The sequence below is a fragment of the Hansschlegelia quercus genome (assembly GCF_004310425.1).
Taxonomy (GTDB): Bacteria; Pseudomonadota; Alphaproteobacteria; order Rhizobiales; family Methylopilaceae; genus Methylopila; species Methylopila quercus.
In genome coordinates this window covers 277428-296031 of sequence record NZ_SIUB01000004.1, presented here as the reverse complement: position 1 = coordinate 296031, position 18604 = coordinate 277428, and the positions used below count along the sequence as shown (strand labels likewise).

At 64.0% G+C, this 18604-nt stretch carries 17 protein-coding genes; 7 read left to right on the top strand and 10 right to left on the bottom strand.

The features are described from left to right. Positions 1–206: 206 nt before the first annotated feature. Genes EYR15_RS10780 through EYR15_RS10750 form a run of 7 tightly spaced genes read right to left on the bottom strand, consistent with a single transcriptional unit; the run spans position 207 to position 5927 of the window. Complete coding sequence (locus EYR15_RS10780; protein ID WP_131003540.1) at positions 207–1193, bottom strand: branched-chain amino acid ABC transporter permease; 987 nt, start codon at positions 1191–1193, stop codon at positions 207–209. Beyond that, positions 1190–2077 carry a branched-chain amino acid ABC transporter permease gene (locus EYR15_RS10775; protein WP_131003539.1) on the bottom strand — a complete coding sequence of 296 codons (888 nt, stop codon included), beginning with the start codon at positions 2075–2077 and terminating at the stop codon, positions 1190–1192. The genes EYR15_RS10780 and EYR15_RS10775 overlap by 4 nt, the downstream gene beginning before the upstream one ends. Positions 2078–2096: 19 nt before the next feature. Next, on the bottom strand, positions 2097–2819 hold the full coding sequence (locus EYR15_RS10770; RefSeq protein WP_131003538.1) for an ABC transporter ATP-binding protein: 723 nt from the start codon (positions 2817–2819) through the stop codon (positions 2097–2099). After that, on the bottom strand, positions 2812–3642 hold the full coding sequence (locus tag EYR15_RS10765; protein WP_205741614.1) for an ABC transporter ATP-binding protein: 831 nt from the start codon (positions 3640–3642) through the stop codon (positions 2812–2814). Before EYR15_RS10765 ends, EYR15_RS10770 begins: the two co-directional genes overlap by 8 nt. Beyond that, positions 3639–3974 carry a carboxymuconolactone decarboxylase family protein gene (locus EYR15_RS10760; RefSeq protein ID WP_131003536.1) on the bottom strand — a complete coding sequence of 112 codons (336 nt, stop codon included), beginning with the start codon at positions 3972–3974 and terminating at the stop codon, positions 3639–3641. The genes EYR15_RS10765 and EYR15_RS10760 overlap by 4 nt, the downstream gene beginning before the upstream one ends. A 34-nt stretch (positions 3975–4008) precedes the next feature. Beyond that, positions 4009–4941 carry a DMT family transporter gene (locus EYR15_RS10755; protein WP_131003535.1) on the bottom strand — a complete coding sequence of 311 codons (933 nt, stop codon included), beginning with the start codon at positions 4939–4941 and terminating at the stop codon, positions 4009–4011. After that, positions 4938–5927: a CobW family GTP-binding protein gene (locus EYR15_RS10750; RefSeq protein ID WP_205741613.1), complete on the bottom strand. Its 990-nt coding sequence runs from the start codon at positions 5925–5927 to the stop codon at positions 4938–4940. The genes EYR15_RS10755 and EYR15_RS10750 overlap by 4 nt, the downstream gene beginning before the upstream one ends. A 159-nt stretch (positions 5928–6086) precedes the next feature. Here EYR15_RS10750 and EYR15_RS10745 point away from each other — a divergent pair, with 159 nt between their 5' ends. Genes EYR15_RS10745 through EYR15_RS10735 form a run of 3 tightly spaced genes read left to right on the top strand, consistent with a single transcriptional unit; the run spans position 6087 to position 9356 of the window. Beyond that, on the top strand, positions 6087–7160 hold the full coding sequence (locus tag EYR15_RS10745) for an LLM class flavin-dependent oxidoreductase (protein WP_131003533.1): 1074 nt from the start codon (positions 6087–6089) through the stop codon (positions 7158–7160). After that, positions 7160–8809 carry an amidohydrolase gene (locus EYR15_RS10740; RefSeq protein WP_131003532.1) on the top strand — a complete coding sequence of 550 codons (1650 nt, stop codon included), beginning with the start codon at positions 7160–7162 and terminating at the stop codon, positions 8807–8809. The genes EYR15_RS10745 and EYR15_RS10740 overlap by 1 nt, the downstream gene beginning before the upstream one ends. 10 nt (positions 8810–8819) lie before the next feature. Further along, positions 8820–9356, top strand: coding sequence for a flavin reductase family protein (locus EYR15_RS10735; protein WP_165455481.1), 537 nt, complete (start codon positions 8820–8822; stop codon positions 9354–9356). Between the two features lie 192 nt (positions 9357–9548). Here the strand turns inward: EYR15_RS10735 and EYR15_RS10730 are convergent, their stop codons facing one another. Beyond that, positions 9549–10520 carry an Lrp/AsnC family transcriptional regulator gene (locus tag EYR15_RS10730; RefSeq protein ID WP_165455480.1) on the bottom strand — a complete coding sequence of 324 codons (972 nt, stop codon included), beginning with the start codon at positions 10518–10520 and terminating at the stop codon, positions 9549–9551. A 349-nt stretch (positions 10521–10869) separates the two neighbouring features. Here EYR15_RS10730 and EYR15_RS10725 point away from each other — a divergent pair, with 349 nt between their 5' ends. The 4 genes from EYR15_RS10725 to EYR15_RS10710 are packed head-to-tail and all read left to right on the top strand — an operon-like array spanning position 10870 to position 16261. Next, positions 10870–11823 (top strand): ABC transporter substrate-binding protein, encoded by a 954-nt coding sequence (locus tag EYR15_RS10725; RefSeq protein WP_165455479.1) that lies wholly within the window; start codon positions 10870–10872, stop codon positions 11821–11823. 49 nt (positions 11824–11872) lie between these two features. Further along, the gene (locus EYR15_RS10720; protein ID WP_131003528.1) at positions 11873–12940 is read left to right on the top strand and encodes a quaternary amine ABC transporter ATP-binding protein; all 1068 of its coding nucleotides are present in this window, start codon (positions 11873–11875) and stop codon (positions 12938–12940) included. 52 nt (positions 12941–12992) lie between these two features. Further along, complete coding sequence (locus EYR15_RS10715) at positions 12993–14999, top strand: ABC transporter permease (protein WP_131003527.1); 2007 nt, start codon at positions 12993–12995, stop codon at positions 14997–14999. 53 nt (positions 15000–15052) lie between these two features. Beyond that, positions 15053–16261 carry an ABC transporter substrate-binding protein gene (locus tag EYR15_RS10710; protein ID WP_131003526.1) on the top strand — a complete coding sequence of 403 codons (1209 nt, stop codon included), beginning with the start codon at positions 15053–15055 and terminating at the stop codon, positions 16259–16261. A 17-nt stretch (positions 16262–16278) separates the two neighbouring features. Here the strand turns inward: EYR15_RS10710 and EYR15_RS10705 are convergent, their stop codons facing one another. Then, positions 16279–17319: an Lrp/AsnC family transcriptional regulator gene (locus EYR15_RS10705; RefSeq protein ID WP_165455478.1), complete on the bottom strand. Its 1041-nt coding sequence runs from the start codon at positions 17317–17319 to the stop codon at positions 16279–16281. Between the two features lie 22 nt (positions 17320–17341). Beyond that, on the bottom strand, positions 17342–18457 hold the full coding sequence (locus tag EYR15_RS10700) for an FAD-dependent oxidoreductase (protein WP_131003524.1): 1116 nt from the start codon (positions 18455–18457) through the stop codon (positions 17342–17344). Between the last annotated feature and the right edge of the window lie 147 nt (positions 18458–18604).

The window sequence follows — 18604 nt, the reverse complement described above, 5'->3', positions numbered from 1 at the left end:
GCCTGGCAAGATCTGGGGCCGCTCAGTGACCGCGCCCTTTTCGACGTTTTATCGGTTGGGCTTCGCCTTCGGCGGCAAAGCCCCAAGGGAGCTATGCCGTCTACGACCCGCAGCAGCGCGGTCCGCGTCAGTTCGCTTGCATTTTTGGATGACGATCCCGCTTTCGGCCCAACGAGATCACGATCCGGACAACCGGCTCCGCGATCCTATCGCGCCGTCTTCTTGGCGAGAGCTCCGACAAATCCGTTCGGAAACAGGATTACGCAGGTTACGAAAATCAAACCTTCAACAATCGTGAGCCATGCGCCAAAGGGCGCCAGATAGCTTTCCATGCCGACGACAACGAAGGCCCCGACGATGGGTCCGAACAATGTTCCCATGCCCCCAACGAGGGTCATCAAGATCACAGCTCCCGATGTTGCCCAGTGAACGTCGGTCAGCGATGCGAGCTGGAACACAACGGCCTTGGTGGCGCCTGCGGTCCCGGCCAGAGTGGCGGACAAGATGAAAACAGCGAGCTTGTAGCGCTCGACCCGGAAGCCGAGCGACGTGGCGCGCGCCTCGTTCTCGCGGATCGCTTTGAGAGCCTGTCCGAAGGGCGAGTGGATCACCCGCAGGATCGCCAGAAGGCCAGCCATGAAGATGGCGGCCACCATCGCGTAGAGAACGCGGTCGTCGGCAAGGTTGAACAAGCCGAACAAATGGCCCCGGGGGACGCCTTGGACGCCGTCCTCACCGCCTGTAAATTTCGCCTGCAGGCAGGCGAAATAGACCAGCTGCGCGAGCGCCAGGGTGATCATCGCGAAGTAGATGCCTTGTCGACGTATCGCAAGCCAGCCGATGATGACGCCCAGGCCCATGGAAGCCAGCGCCCCACAGGCGATAGCTGCCTCCGGGTTCAGACCCCACACCTTGGCTGCGTGCGCCGAGACGTAAGCCGCGCCGCCGAAGAAAGCGGCATGGCCAAATGACAGCAGCCCGCCGAAGCCAAGAAGCAGGTTGAAGGCGAGAGCGAACAGCGCGAAGCACAGCACCTTCATGAGAAAGATCGGGTAGACCGCGAACGGGAGGGCGACGAGAGCCGCCGCTATGCCGAGCAGAACGCCCAGATAAAGCCGTATCGCCTTTGGCGTTTTGGCCCTGCTGTCGGGCAGGCTCGAAGGAGACGCAGGCGATTGAACGACGTCGCTCACGATGCGCGCCCGAAAAGGCCCGCGGGCTTCATGATCAGCACCAGCGCCATGATGACGAAGACCGCGGTAGAGGCAGCTTGCGGATAGAAGACCTTGGTCATGCCCTCGATCAGCCCGAGCCCGAAGCCGGTGACGATCGAGCCCAGGATCGATCCCATACCGCCGATGACCACGATGGCGAACACGACAATGACTGTGTCCGCGCCCATGCTCGGACTGACTGAATAGATCGGCGCCGCAAGAACGCCTGCCAGCCCGGCCAGCCCGACCCCGAAGGCATACGTCATCGTTCGCAGAAGAGACACGTTGACGCCGAAGGCCTCGACCAAGGCCGGGTTTTCAGTCGCAGCGCGAAGATAGGCCCCAAGTTTGGTCTTCTCGATCAGCAGCCATGTCGCGACACAGACTGAAAGAGACGCGACGACGACCCATGCTCGATAGTTCGGCAGGAACATAAAGGGTAGCTTCTGCCCGCCGGAAAGCGCCGCCGGGATCGCGTAAGGCAGGCCTGAGGAGCCATAGACCTGGCGAAAGGATCCCTGGATGATCAGCGCGAGCCCGAAGGTCAGCAACAAGCTGTAAAGGTGATCGATCTTGTAGAGGCGCGCCAGCAGCAGGCGCTCGAAGGCTGCCCCGAACAGGCCCACGACAAGCGGCGCGAGCAACAGCGACCACCAATAGCCGATGCCGGCCTCGTTCAGCAGGATCCATGCGACGAACGCGCCCGCCATGTACATCGCGCCATGGGCGAAGTTGATCACGTTCAGCAGGCCGAAGATGATCGAAAGTCCGAGCGACAACATCGCGTAAAAAGAGCCGTTGATCAGTCCGACCAGCAGCTGGCTGAAAAGCGCATTCGAAGGAATGCCGAAGATCGTGCTCATCGTTGGATCGTGGCCATTGTCAGACGCCCAGATAGGCGTGGAGCTGGTGGAGCCGACAGCCGCTTTCGTTCGAAATTGCATCGACCACGCGGCCCTGTTCGACGACGACAAAGCGCCCGGCGATCGACTGGGCGAAACGCAGGTTCTGCTCCACCAGAATGATGGTGTAGCCGTCCGCCTTCAGGCGTTGAATGACCTCGGCAATGCGTTCGACGATGACCGGCGCAAGACCCTCCGTCGGCTCGTCGAGCAGGATGAGCTTGGAGCCGGTCCGAAGGATGCGGGCGATGGCCAGCATCTGCTGCTCACCTCCGGAAAGCTTTGTGCCTGGGCTGCGCGCCCGCTCCTTGAGGTTTGGAAAGAGGCGGTAGATCTGCTCCAGATCCATTCCGCCGGGACGGAGCTTGGGAGGCAAGGTTAGATTCTCCTGGACCGACAGACCGGCGAAGATCCCACGCTCTTCCGGAACATAGCCCACGCCGAGGCGCGCGATCGAACGCGCAGGCATGCCGATGGTCTCGACCCCGGCGCAGGTGACGGAGCCGCGGCGCTTGCCGAGCACGCCAATGATGGCCCTTAAGGTGGTGGTCTTGCCGGCGCCGTTGCGCCCGAGAAGTGAAACGACCTCGCCGCTTGCGACGTCGAATGTCATGCCGTGCAGCACGTGGCTCTCGCCATACCAGCCCTCCAGAGCCTGCACAGAGAGCAGCGGTTGCGGAGAGGCCGCGGGAGCGTCAGTCATGTCGCGCTCCCAGATATGCCTCGACGACGCGCGGGTCTTTGGAGATGGTGGCGTAATCGCCCTCCGCCAAAATCCGGCCACGAGCCAGAACAGTGATCCGGTCCGACAGCTCTGCGACCACCGAAAGATTGTGCTCGACCATCAGGATGGTGCGGCCGACGGAGACATGGCGGATAAGAGAAGCTGTCTGCTCTACGTCCTCTCGGCCCATGCCAGCCATCGGCTCGTCGAGCAGCAGCATGTCCGGGTCGAGGGCGAGCGTGGTTGCGATCTCGAGAGCGCGCTTGCGACCATAGGACAGGCTGAGCGCTGGCGCGGCGGAGTAAGCCGCGAGGCCAACCTCCTCTAAGAGAGCAAGAGCCTCGCCGTCGAGCGCGTGCAGAACACGTTCCGAGCGCCAGAAGTCGAACGAGTCGCCACGCTTGCGCCGCTGCAGCGCGATCCGGACATTCTCCAGAACGGTGAGCCGCCCGAACACTGCGGAGATCTGGAAAGACCGCACCAGGCCAAGCCGCGCCACGTCGGCCGGCTTTGTCCGCGTGATGTCGCGGCCCTTGTAGATGATCTCGCCAGAGCTCGGCGCGAGGAACTTCGTCAGCAAGTTGAAGCAGGTCGTCTTGCCGGCGCCGTTCGGGCCGATCAGCGCGTGTATCGAGCCGCGAGCAACCGAGAGGTCGACCCCGCTCACTGCCTGGAAGCCACGGAACTCCTTGCTCAAGCCCCGGGCGACAAGGACTGGCTCGCCCAAGCCCTGCAGATCCGATGACCGACCGGACGGCGCATGCGCCGCCCGGCTCGTCTTTTTTGCGCTCTCCGAGATCATTCCGACGACTTGAGCGCGTCGAGCGCCCGCGCGGAATAGACCAGCGCTGCGCCGGCGTTCAGCGCGACCGCGACGGTCAGCGCCTCCGCGATCTCCTCCTTGGACGCGCCCGCGTCCTTGGCGCCTTTGACATGAAACGCGATGCAGCCGTCGCAGCGCGTCGTGACGGCGACCGCGATCGCAATGAGCTCCCGCGTCTTGGCGTCGAGCGCCCTCGCGGCCGTCGCAGACGCCGCAAGGATGTCATGACCCTTCATGAGGTCCGGATTGAGCTGCGCGATCTCGCCCATCGCGCCGCCAAGTTGTTCGCGATAGCCGTTCCAGTCCAGCATGCGTCTTCTCCCGTTTCGTGTTGTTGCAGGTTGGTCAGTTCGCCGCATCCGCCTGGGGATGAGCGCTCCGGAGGCGCAGCCTGATCGGCTCGACCAGAATTGCGCCCAGGATCAGGCCGCACCCGACGAGTTCATGCGGTCCGATGTGGTCGTCGGTGAGGAGCGCGGAGGACATGATTCCGACGATGACGTCACACATCAGGATCACCGACACCCGTGTGGGCGACAGCCGGCTTGCGCCCCAGTAGGTCAGCAGGTTCATCGGCAAGAAGATGAGGATCGCGAACAGCGCGGCGGGACCCAGCAGCGCAACGGCGCCTCCTGAGGCCGCGGCTGCGCGCGCGAGTCCGTCGGGATTGAAGATCATGCCCGCGACGCTCGTTACCATCGCCGCCCCAAGGGCGCAGGCCCAGGTAAAGGCCGCGCCGCCCGCCTCCGGCGAGCGGTACATCAAGAAGGTGGCCACCGCGAAGGTCACGCCTGCGAGCAATGCAAGCCCATCGCCGATATTGGCGCCGGCGAACGCGTTTCCCCCCGGAGCCAGCGTGACGAGCAGTCCGCCGAAACCCAAAGCGATCTCGAGCATTCGACCCGGCTTGATCGGTCGCCGCAGCGCGACGAACTCGATCAGCGTCGTCCAGACCGGCGACAGGTAGAACAGCAGCGTCGCCCGCGCGACGGTCGTCAGATTGACGCTGAGATAGTAGCAGGCAAGCGATGCGCCGCCCATGATCCCGGCCACCAGGAAGCTGCGCCAGTGGCGAGTCCAGGCCTTGCGCGCCGCCCATGCTGCGGGACTAAGGGCGAGCGAGACGATTCCCAGCATGAGGAAGATCGCCCATTCCGAGTCGAGCCCGCGCTCCTTGAGGATGCGCATCGGCCACCACGACGTTCCCCAGTAAATGGATGCGACGGCGACCGCCGCAGTCGGGCTGAGAACCCCGGCGAGACGTCCATCAGCCCTCACGAAGCGGCCACCGGCCTGCAACGCTGCGGCGCGGTCGATGGATGAGCGATACAGGCCTCCAGCCCCGCTTGAAGTTCGGCTTTGTCCATGTCTCGACCGATGAAGACGAGCCGGCTTCGACGATCCTCGTCCGGCGCCCAGCGCTCTCGAACGTCGCCATCCAGCATTGTCTGCACGCCTTGAAACACAAGGCGGCGATCTTCGCCCTGCAGTGACACGACGCCCTTGGAACGAAGGATGCTGCGACCGCGTGCGCGAACGAGATCCTGCATCCAATCCATGAAGCGAGCGGGATCCAGCGAGCGGTCTAGCGTCAGAGAGACGCAGGACATCGCGTGGCTGGATCTTGCGCCGTCGACTGCCGGGACCGCCGAGAAACCAAGCCTCGATGTGTTGAGGTCGTAAGCGCGCAACCCGAACAGCGCCTCGATATCGAGATCGCCAAGCTCGCTGCGCAAAAGCGGAGCCGCACTGTTGAGCGCGCGCGCGGCTTCTTCGGCAGCCAGCCGCTGTGCAGGGTTGACGATGTCGCTCTTCGCCAGCACCAGCAGGTCCGCAAAGGCTATCTGGCTCGCCGCCACGTCCTCCTCGGCAAGCTGCCGCTCGACATGGACCGCGTCCAAGACCGTCACGACGCCGTCCAGTCGAACCCGATCACTCAGATCATCGTCCAGCAGAAAAGTTGCGGCAATCGGGCCAGGGTCGGCAAGACCCGTCGTCTCGACCAGGATCGCGTCGAGTTCGCCTCCGCGCTCCAGCAGCGTCTCCAGCGCGCCGATCAGGTCGCCGCGAACGCTGCAGCACAGGCAGCCATTGGCGAGTTCGATCACGTCCTCGTCGGCGCCGATCACAAGGCTTCCGTCGACGCCGATCGCCCCGAACTCGTTGACGATGACGCCATAGCGCTTCTGGCCGCGGGGAGCGCTGAGCACGGCATTGAGAATGGTGGTCTTTCCGGCTCCGAGGAAGCCGGTGAGCACAGTCACCGGAACCGCCTTCTCTCTCCCCACAGCGGCGCTCCCAATCTCGGATTACGGAAGTTATGTAGCCACGATAACGCGGATTTCGGCATTGACAACGGATTTTTCGGCTGGATACGGTATGCGAGGTCGCGGTAGAAGCGCGTTCCGGATAGGGTTGGTTTCATGAAGATCGGGCTGCTTCAGGAAGGCGAGGTCATGCCGGGCGTCAGTTACGCCCAGCGCTATGAGGAGATGATCGAAGAAGTCGCGCTCGCGGACCAGCTCGGTTTCTCGTGCTGGGGCACGTCAGAGCAGCACTTCAGCCCGCCGCGCTTCACCGTCGCGGCGCCCGAGGTGCTTTACGCAGCAGTGGCCCGGCACACGAAGTCGATCAAGCTGCGCATCATGTGCTCGGTGCTACTGGCGTGGAACCACCCGATTCTGGTGGCCGAGCGGCTGTTCACGCTTGACGCCATTTCCGGCGGTCGTGCGGAACTCGGCACGGCCCGCTCGAACAATTTGACGACGCTAGCGGCCTTCGGCGTCGACCCCTCGCAAACCCGCGCGCAATGGGAGGACTCGATGGCCGTCCTCGTGAAGCTGTTTAGCGGCGAGTATGTCGAGCACGACGGACCGTTCTGGAAGATCCCCCGACGGCAGATCGTTCCGCAGCCGCTCCAACGGCCGCACCCCCCTGTTTTCGTCGCCGCATCCAGCGTGCAGTCGCACAAGAACGCGGGCGAGATCGGCATCGGCGCGCTCACATTCGAGAACTACTTCGGCTTCGACTACCTGCAAGATTGCATCGACGCTTATGCCGAAGGGCTGTCCGCGGGCAGATCGACGTTCCCCGCGCGGACCGAAATGGCCGGGCTTTACGTCGCAAGTTCGTTCTGTGCGGAGACACGCGCGGAAGCGGCCAGCAAGGCGCGCGACGTCACGCTTGGCTATTTCGACTTCATCCTCGATCTATACGGCCCGCTCGCAAAGAACGCCTCCTACGAATATCTCGACCAGAAAATCGTGCGCCTGCTCGAGCGACGCGGCGACATGGATTATCTGCTGACCGAGACGCCTTCTGTCCTGGTGGGCTCGCCCGACGACTTCGTGAAGCGCCTGAAGGAGCTGACGCAGCGCGGCGTCCAGGAGGTGCTGCTGCGGATCGACGGCATGCCGCATGACGACATCATGCGCTCCATCGAGCTGATCGGCCGTGAGGTCATCCCGGCGCTGGCTCCCGAACCGGAGTTTGCCTGATGTCGGACGAGGCAGGGCCGGCAGACCTCATCATCCTGGGCGGCCGCGCGATCACCATGCAGCACGGCGCCGACGAGGGCGCGCACGGCGTGGCGATCCGCGGCGAGCGCATTCTGCGCGTCATCCGCCGTGCGGAAGCGGAAGGATTGACGGGACCCAACACCCAGGTGCGCGACCTCGGTGACCGCCCGATCATGCCGGGCTTTGTCGACGTTCACGCCCATAGCGAGGTCGTTTTCCGCACCGACTACGAGACCGTGGACGTTCGCGCCCCGAGATGCGGCTCGATCGAAGACGTCTGCGACGCGTTGGTGGACGGCGGCCGGGATCGCGAGGGCTGGATCGTTGGGCAGGGCAATCTTTTCTTCGATCGCAAGCTCCGGGACGGGCGACTTCCCAGCCGAGCGGATCTCGATCGCGTCAGCCGCGACCGTCCTGTCGCAGTGCGCGCCGGGGGGCACATCACGGTCCTGAATACTAAGGCGCTTGAAGTCGCCGGCATCGACCGGAACTACAAGCCCGCGGATTACAGCGTGACCGGGTTGCCCGTCGTCGAGCGGGACGCGAACGGCGATCCCACCGGCGTCGTCAAGGAGATGGACACGCTACTGCCATTTCCGCATGTCGACCGCAGCCAGCTTCGCGACGCCTTCCGCATCGGGCTGGAGAAGTACTTCACGAGGTTCGGCGTCACGACGATCGGCGAGATCTCCGAGACCGTCGACGGGGTCGAGACATTTGACGCGATGGCGCAGGCCGGAGAGCTCCCGGTCAGCTATCGCGTGTATCTGTGGGCGCCCGGTACGCTCAAGCTCGAGCAGGCGGCGGATTGGCGGAGTCACATCGCTCTGTCCTCGCGGCAGTCAGCTCTCCGCATCCAGGGGATCAAGCTGTTCTCCGATGGCGGCTTCTCAGCAAAAAGCGCGGCGACGACCTGCCCTTATTTGACAGGTGGCTGCGGCGAAATCGCGTTCCCGAAGTATTTCTTCCGGCGCGCCTTCGAACTCAGCCAGGAGGCGGACCTCCAGCTTTCCGTGCATGCGAACGGCGACAGGGCGCAGGAATGGCTGTGCAGCGTCATCGACGAACTCGGCGGCGCGTCATCGGGCAAGACGCGCACCCGGGTCGAGCATGCAGCCAATCTGATGCCACGCGAGCGGACGATGGACTGGTGGGCGCGCGCCGGAATCATCCCTGTTCCGCAGCCGGTTTTCATCTACACGTTTGGCGAATACTTCCCCGACTATCTGGGAGAGTTCGGCGCACAGGGGCGCTTCCCGTTCAAGTCGCTGATGTCGCGTGGCTGGCGGCTGAACGGCTCGTCCGACGTCTGGATCGGGTCGGAGACCGAGGCCACCAACCCGCTGTTCAGCGTCTGGTGCTGCCTCAAGCGACAGACCTTTTCCGGATCGTTCATTGACGTGCACGAGGCGCTGAGGCTGGATCAAGCGCTCAGGGTTCACACCATCGACGCCGCGGCCGCTCTGGGCGAAGACGACGTCAAGGGCAGTCTCGCTCCCGGCAAATACGCCGACGTCATCGCCCTGGAGCGGGACCCGTTCACGGTCGCGGTCGACGAACTCCGCACGCTTCAAGTCGACTATGTCGCCTCCCGCGGACGCGTTGCGTTCGATCGAACCGCAGGTTGAGCCTGAACAGATGTCGATGAGGGTCGCGAACGTCATCCATGACGACCCCGCAGTATCGATGCCCCGCATCGACGAGGGCGCAAACAAGGCGGCGCTGGCGGAATTCCCCGCGGCGGTGATTGTCGTGACGTGTTGGGGGAACAATGGCGCTCCTGTGGGCGCGACACCGTCCTCCTGCGGATCACTTTCGATCAATTCGCCGCTCATGTTCGCGGCCTTCGACCGGGGATCCGCGACATTGAAGGCGCTCTCAACGCCGGGAAAGCGCTTCCTCATCCACCTCATGAGCGAGGGGCAGGAGCGGGCCGCGCTCATGCTTGCCAGCAAGGGGCCGGACAAATTTCATCAGGTCGTCTGTCGACAGACCCGCTATGGCCCCCAGATCGCCAACTGTGCACAAGTCTTCCCCTGTGCGGTCCAGGCTCTCGTGCCCGCCGGCGACCACGTGATCGTCACCGGAGCCGTGCATGGGCTCGAAGAGGACGGCATCCGACAGCCGCTGCTGCATCACCGACGAGAGCTTTATGCCGTCCCGGCGCGCGCCTAAGGCAGCCTATTGGTTCAACCGCGCTCCGGAGCAAAGTCACGGCCGATGAAATGCGGCGCCGCGCTAATGGCGCGCCACATCGAGCAGGACGCTGCATTCAGCGCCATTCGTTGATGACCTTCCGCTCGAGGCCGACATCCCGCCGTCCGTACGAACTCACGCGGCATCATGCCACAAAGGCCGACTGACGTTTCAAAGGTCGGGATCATCCACGATCGTGGACGGGCGCGTCGCCCTGCCTTCGCTCCGCACGGGAACCAGCCGCTTGTAGTGGAGGTCGAGATAGAAGAACGATTCGACCGCGGCGACGCTCGGAATCTGCCGAACCTTCTGATCAAGAACGTCGAGCAAGTCGTCGTTCGACGGGCACACAAATTCGGCAAAGATGTCAAAGCGACCTGCGCATATGACGACGTAGGAGACATAGGAGATCTGCGAGATCCGGTCAGCGAGCGAGCGCAAGCTTTCGCCGCCTTTGGCTTTGATCGCGACCCAGGCGATCGAGCGGTCCTGCAGATTCATCGGGTTGACGATCGCGAGGATGCTCATCGTGCCCCCCGCCGTCATGTTCTGGATGCGGGTTCGGACCTGGGTCTCCGAGATGTCGAGCTTGTCGGCGACGACCTTGAGAGCGACGCGGCCGTCGTAGCTGAGCTCAGCCGCGATCGCTTTGTCGATGTGATCAAGTTCCTCATCGCGCACGCCGGAGTGCCCGTTTGCGCTTTCACCGCGCATAAAGAAGCGCGCTTGCTGGTAGAACAGGCTGAAGTAAGGGAACAGCTCAACGCTGCGGACGCCGGCGATCTTGCCGATCTGGTTTTCGACCGTCTCCTGCAGGGTCTTCATGTTTCGGGAGATGATCTCGGCGAAGATGCCGTAGCGCCCCGTCGTGATGACGACGTAGTCGACATCGTCAATCTGAGTGAGCGCCGCCGAAATCTTGCTGGCCGACACCGAGGGATCGGTGGTCAGCGCCGCAAGCGCGCCCGCCTTGTATCCAAGCGCGCTCGGCGTCGTCAGTGCGACGATCTGGATGATGTTGGAGTTGAGCAACTGACGGACACGGCTGCGAACCGTCTTCTCCGTGACCCCGACGTCCTTCGCGATGCTGACAAACGGACGTCGGCCGTCTTCCTGGAGATGCGCGATGATCCGGCGATCCACATCGGATAGAGGCCAGTGGCGCAGGAGATTGCTTCCCGTCCCGAGGGAGAGAGAAGGCGCGTCCTCTGCGATGGCGGCTGAATGGTCGCGCGAATTTGACATCAAGATCACGGAATAAGGCTGTGGCCGGAGCGACAATACGCAGGCGCCGCGAGAAGTGGCAAGGAAGCACGTAAAACGGTCATTCTGAAGCGGCTTCCGCGCGAAAAACGCATTGACACGCCTACTCACGAAAAAATACGGTAATCAAAGTCCGCTTTTCAACCGAAAAGGGAAGCGAGACCGTCTTTAACCGATGAGACCGGTTCGGACGGCTTCCAAAACGTTGGCTCTTATAGGGAATGTGACGATGACCTTGCCGTGGAAGAGCGCCGTCCTTTTGCTGCCCCTCGCGCTCGCAGCCCCGACGCCTGCAAGCGCCGTTGAATCGGCCGATCCGATCAAGCTCGCGGTCAACGAGTGGACCGGCCAGCATGTCACCACCTATCTCGCGGGCGAGGCGCTGAAGCGCCTCGGCTACAAGGTGGAGTACGTCACCGCCGGCTACCTCCCGCAGATCCAGGGCGTGATGGACGGCGACATCACCGCGACGCTCGAGATCTGGGAGCACACAATCCAGGACAACTTCGCCAAGGCCATCAACAGCGGCAAGGGCGAAGATCTCGGCGACCTCGGCATCAAGACGATCGAGGGCTGGATCTATCCAGACTACATGGAGAAAGAGTGCCCGGGGCTGCCGGATTACAAGGCGCTGAATGACTGCGCCGACAAGTTCGCCTCAGCCGAGACCTATCCCCAGGGCCGTATGCTCGACTATCCCGCGGACTGGGGGCCCGACAACGACAAGCGGGTCGCCGCGCTCGGGCTGAACTACAAGCTGGTTTCGCCTGGCTCCGACGGCGCCGAAGTCGCAGAATACAAGGCTGCGGTTGCGGCGAAGAAGCCCATCCTGATGATGTTCTACAGCCCGCACTGGATCTTCGCGGCGGAGCACCCGAAGTGGGTCAAGCTGCCGGAAAGCACGCCCGAATGTTACACCGACCCGAAGGTCGGTCCGAACCCCGAAGCGACACATGACTGCGGATGGCCGACCGGCTGGGTGAAGAAGCTCGGCTGGGTCGGCATGAAGGACAAGTGGCCCGCGGCCTACAAGTTTCTGAAGAGCTTCAGCATCACGACCGATGCGCAGAACGAGATCGCGCTCAAGGTCGATCAGGACCAGGTGCCGGTCGAAAAGGCTGTGAACGCCTGGCTGGATGCGCACCCCCAGGAGATGGCGAGCTGGAAGCAGGCGGCGAACTGATCTCGCCTGACCGCATGGTCCGGACGCAGCATTCATCTCGGAGGACGTCGTGACCGGACCTGCCGTGGAAACCAAGCTTGCCTGTCGCAACCTCTGGAAGGTCTTCGGAGACGGCGCCGATCGCGCCTTCTCCCGAAGCCGAGGTGAGACCGAACAGAAGGTCGCGACGCTCCGAGGCGGCGGGCTCATTCCCGCTGTCTCTGACGTCAGCTTCGATGTGGCTGAGGGCGAATGCCTGGTCATCATGGGGCTCTCCGGTTCCGGCAAGTCGACGCTGGTCCGCTGCCTGTCTCGACTTGTCGAGCCGACCGCAGGCGAGGTCATCTTCGAAGGCCGCGACCTGATGAAGCTCTCCGGCGCGGAGCTGACCGAAGTCCGTCGTCACAAGATGGGCATGGTGTTTCAGAGCTTCGGTCTGCTCCCTCATCTCACCGTCCTGGAGAACGTCGCTTTCCCGCTGCGCATACAGGGCAAGGGCGACGCCGACAGGAGGCGGCGGGCCGCGGAGATGATCGGCCTGGTCGGCCTTTCGGGTCGCGAGGACGCCTTCCCCCATCAGCTCTCGGGAGGACAGCAGCAGCGCGTCGGGATCGCCCGGTCGCTCGCGGTCGGCCCGGACCTCTGGTTCCTGGACGAACCGTTCTCCGCGCTCGATCCGCTCATTCGTAAGCAGATGCAGGACGAGTTTCTTCGGCTCCAGCACACGCTGAAGAAGACCATCGTCTTCATCACCCACGACTTCCTCGAGGCCCTTAAGATCGCCGATCGTGTCGTCATCATGCGCGACGGTCGGGTCGTGCAGATCGGCAGGCCCGCAGATCTGGTGCTGTCGCCCGCCGACGAGTACGTGGCGCGCTTCGTGGCCGATGTGCCTCTCCTGCGCGTCATCACCGCGGGCGATATCGAGGAGCCTGTCCCGGTTTCGCTATCGACGAACGGGAGCGTCTCGCGCGACGCCCCTCTGGAGTCGCTGCTTGCGAAGCTCGCCGAAGTCGACGCCCTGCCGATCGTCGAGAGCGGCAAGGTCGTTGGCCAGGTCACGACGCATGGTTTGATGAAGGCGGTCGCTGCAGCAAGCGCGCGCGCCGATCGGGGCTGGTCGCTTGAGCGTGCTTGAGATCTTCGAGGAAAAGGCCGCGGGCGCCAGGCGCCGGGCGGAGCCGTTCGCGATGGCTTGGGCAGCCGTGGCGCTTTTCATCCTGTGGTGTGAGACCGGCGGCCGCAGCGTTCCCCAGATGCACCTGTTCCCCGCCGCGTGGACGCTGCCGATCCATCAATGGATCGGAGAGGCCTTTGCGGCTTTCACCGGACCTTCGCAGTGGCTATTCCGCGGCGCCACGGCCGCGCTCCAGGCGCCGCTGTCGGCGCTGCAGGCAATGCTCGGCGCGCTGCCTTGGGCGGTCCTGGCGACCGGCGCGATCCTGCTGGCTTACCGCGCCAGCGGTTGGCGTCTCGCGATGTTCGCGGCGGCGGCCAGCGCCTATGTGCTGGTCGGCGGCTACTGGTCTCCGACGATGAACACGCTGGCGGCTGTCGCCCTCGCCACGCCTCTCGCCGTGCTCTCAGGCTTCGGCCTTGGCGTGCTCGGCTATCGGCGGCGGTGGGCGCGAGACGTCATCCTGGGTCTGCTCGAGATGATGCAGACGATACCCACCTTCGCTTATCTGATCCCGATCCTGGTCCTCTTCGGCTTCGGACCAGTGGTCGGTATCGTGGCCAGCGCGATCTATGCGCTCGGTCCGATGGCGCAGAACACGATGCTTGGCCTTGCGCAGGTGCCGCCGAGCATCCGCGAGGCGGGATTGATGTGCGGGTGCACAGACCGCCAGATGTTTTGGCGCGTGGAGTTCCCGTCAGCGCGCCGCCAGCTTCTGGTTGGCGTCAACCAGACGGTCATGGCGGTGTTCGCCATGGTGATCATCGCCGCGGTGATCGGCGGGTCCGACGACATCGGATTCAGGGTGCTGCAAACGATGCGCCAGGCACAGTTCGGGCAGGGCCTGCTGAGCGGCCTGGTGATCGCGCTGCTCGCCATCCTGATCGATCGCATCACGGCAGGTTTCGCAGCCAAAGCCGGCAAGGGGGCCAGAGCGAGCCGCGCATGGTTCATGCTCGCAGCCGCCGCTTTGCTCGGGCTCTATCTCGCCGCGCAGGTCGCGCCGGCGCTTGATCGCTTTCCGAGCGAGTGGGCTTTCAGCCCGGCGGAAACCCTGAACGGCTGGCTGCTCGCCTTTGTGGCTCGCTTCGGCGACGCCATGACGGCGTTCAAGAACGCAGTGATCTTCTTTCTGATGCTTCCCCTGCGGATCGGCTTGATCAAAGCCGTAAGCCCCTTCACCTGGGGCTTTGCGCTCACGCCCGTCATGATCGCCGGCTTCTGGGCGGTTGTCGGAATCATGGCGGGCGCGGCGCTTCTTATCGGCGGACGCTGGCGGCTCTCATGCGCGATCCTGTGCGCCGGCTGGCTGCTGTTCTTCGGAACCACGGGCGTGGCCTGGATCGGCTTCGCCGCTGTCATCCTGCTGCTGAGCTACCAGCTCGGCGGCGCGCGTCTGCTCGCGTTCGCGACTGCGGCGATCGCTTTCATCGCGCTCAGCGGCTCGTGGGCCGATACGATGCAGTCGCTCTACCTCTGCGCGCTGGCGGTGGTGATCTGCATCCTGGGCGGAGGCGCGCTCGGCGTCTGGGCGGCGGAGAATGATCGCGTATCGGCCTTTCTGCGGCCCATCCTCGATGCGCTCCAGACGATGCCGCAATTCGTGTTGCTGATCCCTGCCCTCATGCTGTTCCAGGTGGGCGAGTTCACGGCGCTGATCGCAATCGTGATCTACGCGATCGTGCCGCCGATCCGCTATGTCGAGCACGGCGTGCGAGGGGCCTCGCCAGAGATCGTCGAGGCGGCGCGCCAGATGGGGTGCTCGCGCCTGCAGATCCTCCGGCATGTGAAGCTGCCGATGGCGCGCCCGTCGATCATGCTCGGGGTCAACCAGACGATCCTGTCGGCGCTAAGCATGCTCGCCATTGCGGCGCTCGTCGGCACCCAAGGGCTGGCCCAAGCGATTTACGTGGCCCTCTCACGCGCAGACGCCGGCAAAGGCCTCGTGGCGGGACTGTCGATAGCCTGCGTGGCGATGCTCTCCGACCGGATGCTCAAGGCGGTGAGCCGCAGAGCCTAAGGACCGACACTTGACCCGCCGGTCGTGACGCGGAGCAGCTAGAGGGTGCTGAAATGCGGAAGGTGATCGCGCTCGTCGCGCTCTTAGGCAGCGCCGGCATCGCGCGGAGCGGTGAGCTTCCGACCTTTAAGCTCGGCGTGCTGACCGACATGACCGGCGTCTACGCAGACACCGGAGGTCCGGGGTCGGTCGCGGCCGCGAAGATGGCCGTGGAGGACTTTCGTCCCGAGACCAAGGGATTTCGGGTGGAGGTCGTCGTAGGCGATCACCAAAACAAGGCCGACATCGGCTCCGCGATTGTCCGGCGCTGGTTCGACGTCGAGGCGGTGGACGCCGTCGCGGACGCGCCGACATCGTCGGTCGCGCTCGCGGTCTCCAACATCGTCCGAGACAAGAACAAGGTGCTGATGGTCTCTAGCGCGGGATCGTCGGACCTGACGGGCAAGAACTGCACGCCAAACACCATCCACTGGACCTACGATACCTGGGCGCTCGCCAACAGCGCAGCAAAGGCCGTGACGGCGGAAGGCGGAAAGTCCTGGTACTTCATCACCGCCGACTACGCCTTCGGCCACGCCCTCGAGCGTGACGCGACACAGGCGATCACGAATGCTGGGGGAGATGTCGCTGGCCACGCCCTCGCGCCGTTCCAGACCACCGATTTCTCATCCTTCGTGCTTCAGGCTCAGGGCAGCGGCGCGGACGTCGTGGCCATGGCGACAGCCGGCGGCGACACCATCAACGCCGTGAAACAGGCCTCCGAGTTCGGACTGATGGGCTCGGGTCAGAAGGTCGTCGCATTGCTCGGCTACATCACCGACATACACGCAATCGGGCTTGAGACGGCGCAGGGCCTGCGGCTCACCGAGGCCTTCTACTGGGACATGAATGCGGCCACTCGCGCGTTCACCGAGAGGTACAGGGCGGCCAATGAGGGACGGATCCCGACCATGAACCAGGCCGGCGTATACTCGGCGACGCTGCACTGGATGAAGGCGATTGCCGCGATTGGTCCCGCGAAAGCGCATGATGGCGCGGTGGTGGTGGCGCAGATGAAGGCCTTGCCGACACAGGATCCGCTCTTCGGCGAAGGCTCGGTCCGCGCCGACGGGCGTGCGCTTCATGATCTCTACGTGTTCGAGGTCAAACGCCCATCAGAATCCAAGGCGCCCTACGATTACTACAAGCTTTTGACCACCATCCCCGGCGATCAGGCGTTCCGGCCGCTCGAAAACGGCGGATGCCCGCTCGTTTCTCAGTGAGCCGCCTTGCCTTCGATCTAGATGAAGGCGGGATTCGGCGCCGCTTCGAGATCGTCTGAAGGCGAGGCCGCAGGCATGACGCGCCGGTAATAGAGATCGAGGCACAGCAGGGCCTCGGCCGTCTGGATATCGGGTTGCGGCCTGACATCGTTGTCGAGCAGGCGCAGAAGATCCGTCTGGTCGGCGCAAACGACTTCCGCGAACAAATCGAAGCGGCCGGCCGCCACCACGACATAAGCGATCGACGGAATGGCGTTCAGGCGATCCGCCAGATCCGAAATCCTGACGCCAGGCGCGGCGCGGATGGCGAGCCACGCGAGCGTGTTGAAGCCGAGGCTGCGCGGATTCGTGATGCCGACCACTCGCATGACGCCGTCAGCGACCAGCCGATCATGGCGGCGGCTGACCTGCGGCTCCGACAGGCCGGTGCGCTCCGCGATCTGGGCGAAGGAGGCGCGCCCGTCGAAACTCAGCTCTCGGATGATGGCGAGGTCGCCCTCGTCGATCTCGGCCGTCCTTGCGGGCGACGGCGAGGTTTTGCGCTGCGCCGCGTTCCAGTCCGGAAGCTGGTAGTGCAGCTTCAGGATCGGAAACACTTCGATGTGGCGCACAGCCGCCCGAGTCCTGAGTTGAGTCTCCATGAGTTCGAGGAGTTCTTTTTCCTCGCGGCAGAGAGCCTCGACCACCAGGTCGTAGCGGCCTGTCGTCACGACCGCGTAGTCGACCTGGGGAATCGCAAAGATATCGCGGGCGACCTCCGCCGCCTGGGCGCTCTTGTCCAGCTTCAGCCCCACGAAGGCGGTGGAGCGGTAGCCCAGCAGCAGAGGGTCCGCGACGGCGGTGATCTCCATGATCTTGCGATCGCGCAGTTCCTGCACGCGACGCCGAACCGTCTTTTCGGTGGCCCCTACTTCGCGTGCGAGTTGGACGAAGGGCGCGCGACCGTCGGCCTGCAGGAGCTTGATGAGCTTCAGATCTGTCTCTGACAGATCGCCCGCAGACGCCGCGCGCAGCGACTGTCGGGCGCTGTCCAGACGTGCCGGAAAGAAGATCAGCATGGAGGCGTCTCCGAGCTCGCTCTCAGGCGGTCGCGTCGCTATGAGCCGCGACATTGATCCGCCGCTGGAGCGAGGGCGACCGCCCGACGCTCCAGACGAGAGCAGAGCGAAGGTCGAGAAGCGGTTTCGGCCAGCGGGTCCCGATCCTGCCATAAAGCCTCGAGAAGCGCTGCGTCGCGTCCACCGTCGGGCGCTGCGCTGCTTCCCAGCTTCTGAGCGCCGTCTCGACGTCGTCCGCCTTCGCGACTTGTTTGCTCAGCGCGAACGCCGACTGCATCGCCACGCACGCTCCCTGGCCGAGGTTTGGCGACATGGAATGCGCGGCGTCGCCTACCAGCGCCACACGCCCGCTGGACCATTGGCTGCAGGTTACGTCGAAGAACGGCGCCCAGCGCCCATTGTCCTCCAAACGGTCGAAGAACGACTTGAGCTGAGGGAACGAGCGCGACCACTCATCCCTGTCGGCCGCGCCGGCGCGGCCTTTCACATCCGAGGCGGGGCAGCAGAGATAGATATAGATCTGCTCAGCGTTGACCGGCACAATTCCGACGCGACGACCTCCCTGCCAGTATTCGAGGCAGCGCCCCACCGGATCGCCCTCTTTGCGGGCGATCAGAAACCGACCGCATCCGTCCTGCAGATCAGTCTGTCGGCGCGTCAGGTTGAGCGAGCGGCGGACCGCGGAATTGTAGCCATCAGCGCCGATCGCAAGGTCCGCTGGAAAACGAGCCCCATCTTTGCGGATCAAGGCTCCCGAGGCGTCTGCGCCGACGATTTCGGATTTCGTGACGATCTCGGCGCCAGCCCGGATCGCGGCGTTGGCGAGAGACTGGTGCAGGCGCTGGCGCAGTATGGTGATCAGGCGGGCGCCCTGCATCATCCAGCCAGAATGCAGGATGCGGGCGCGCTCGTCGCGGATTTCCCAATATTCGTTGCGCTCTCCTCCAAGAATCGCCTCGTCGTAAGCCCCGAGCGCCTCAAGAACACGGAGGCCGTTTTCCCACATGAAGATGCCTGCGCCGATCTCCCGTAGTTCATCGCTTCGCTCGTGAACTCGAACACTCCACCCCGATCGCGCGAGAGCGGCTGCGGCTGACAAGCCAGCCAATCCAGCTCCCGAGATTTCTGCGTGACGCATATCTGCCGCCCCAATCTACCGTTTCACGCTATTAGCGTACCTCTATTTTACCGGTTTGCAATCGGTTATCGGCGTTATGGGGCGGATTGAAGCGACTTTGTCGTTGGCGGCGCGGTGACTCGCGGCGTTCTTTTTTCTCCGCGCGCC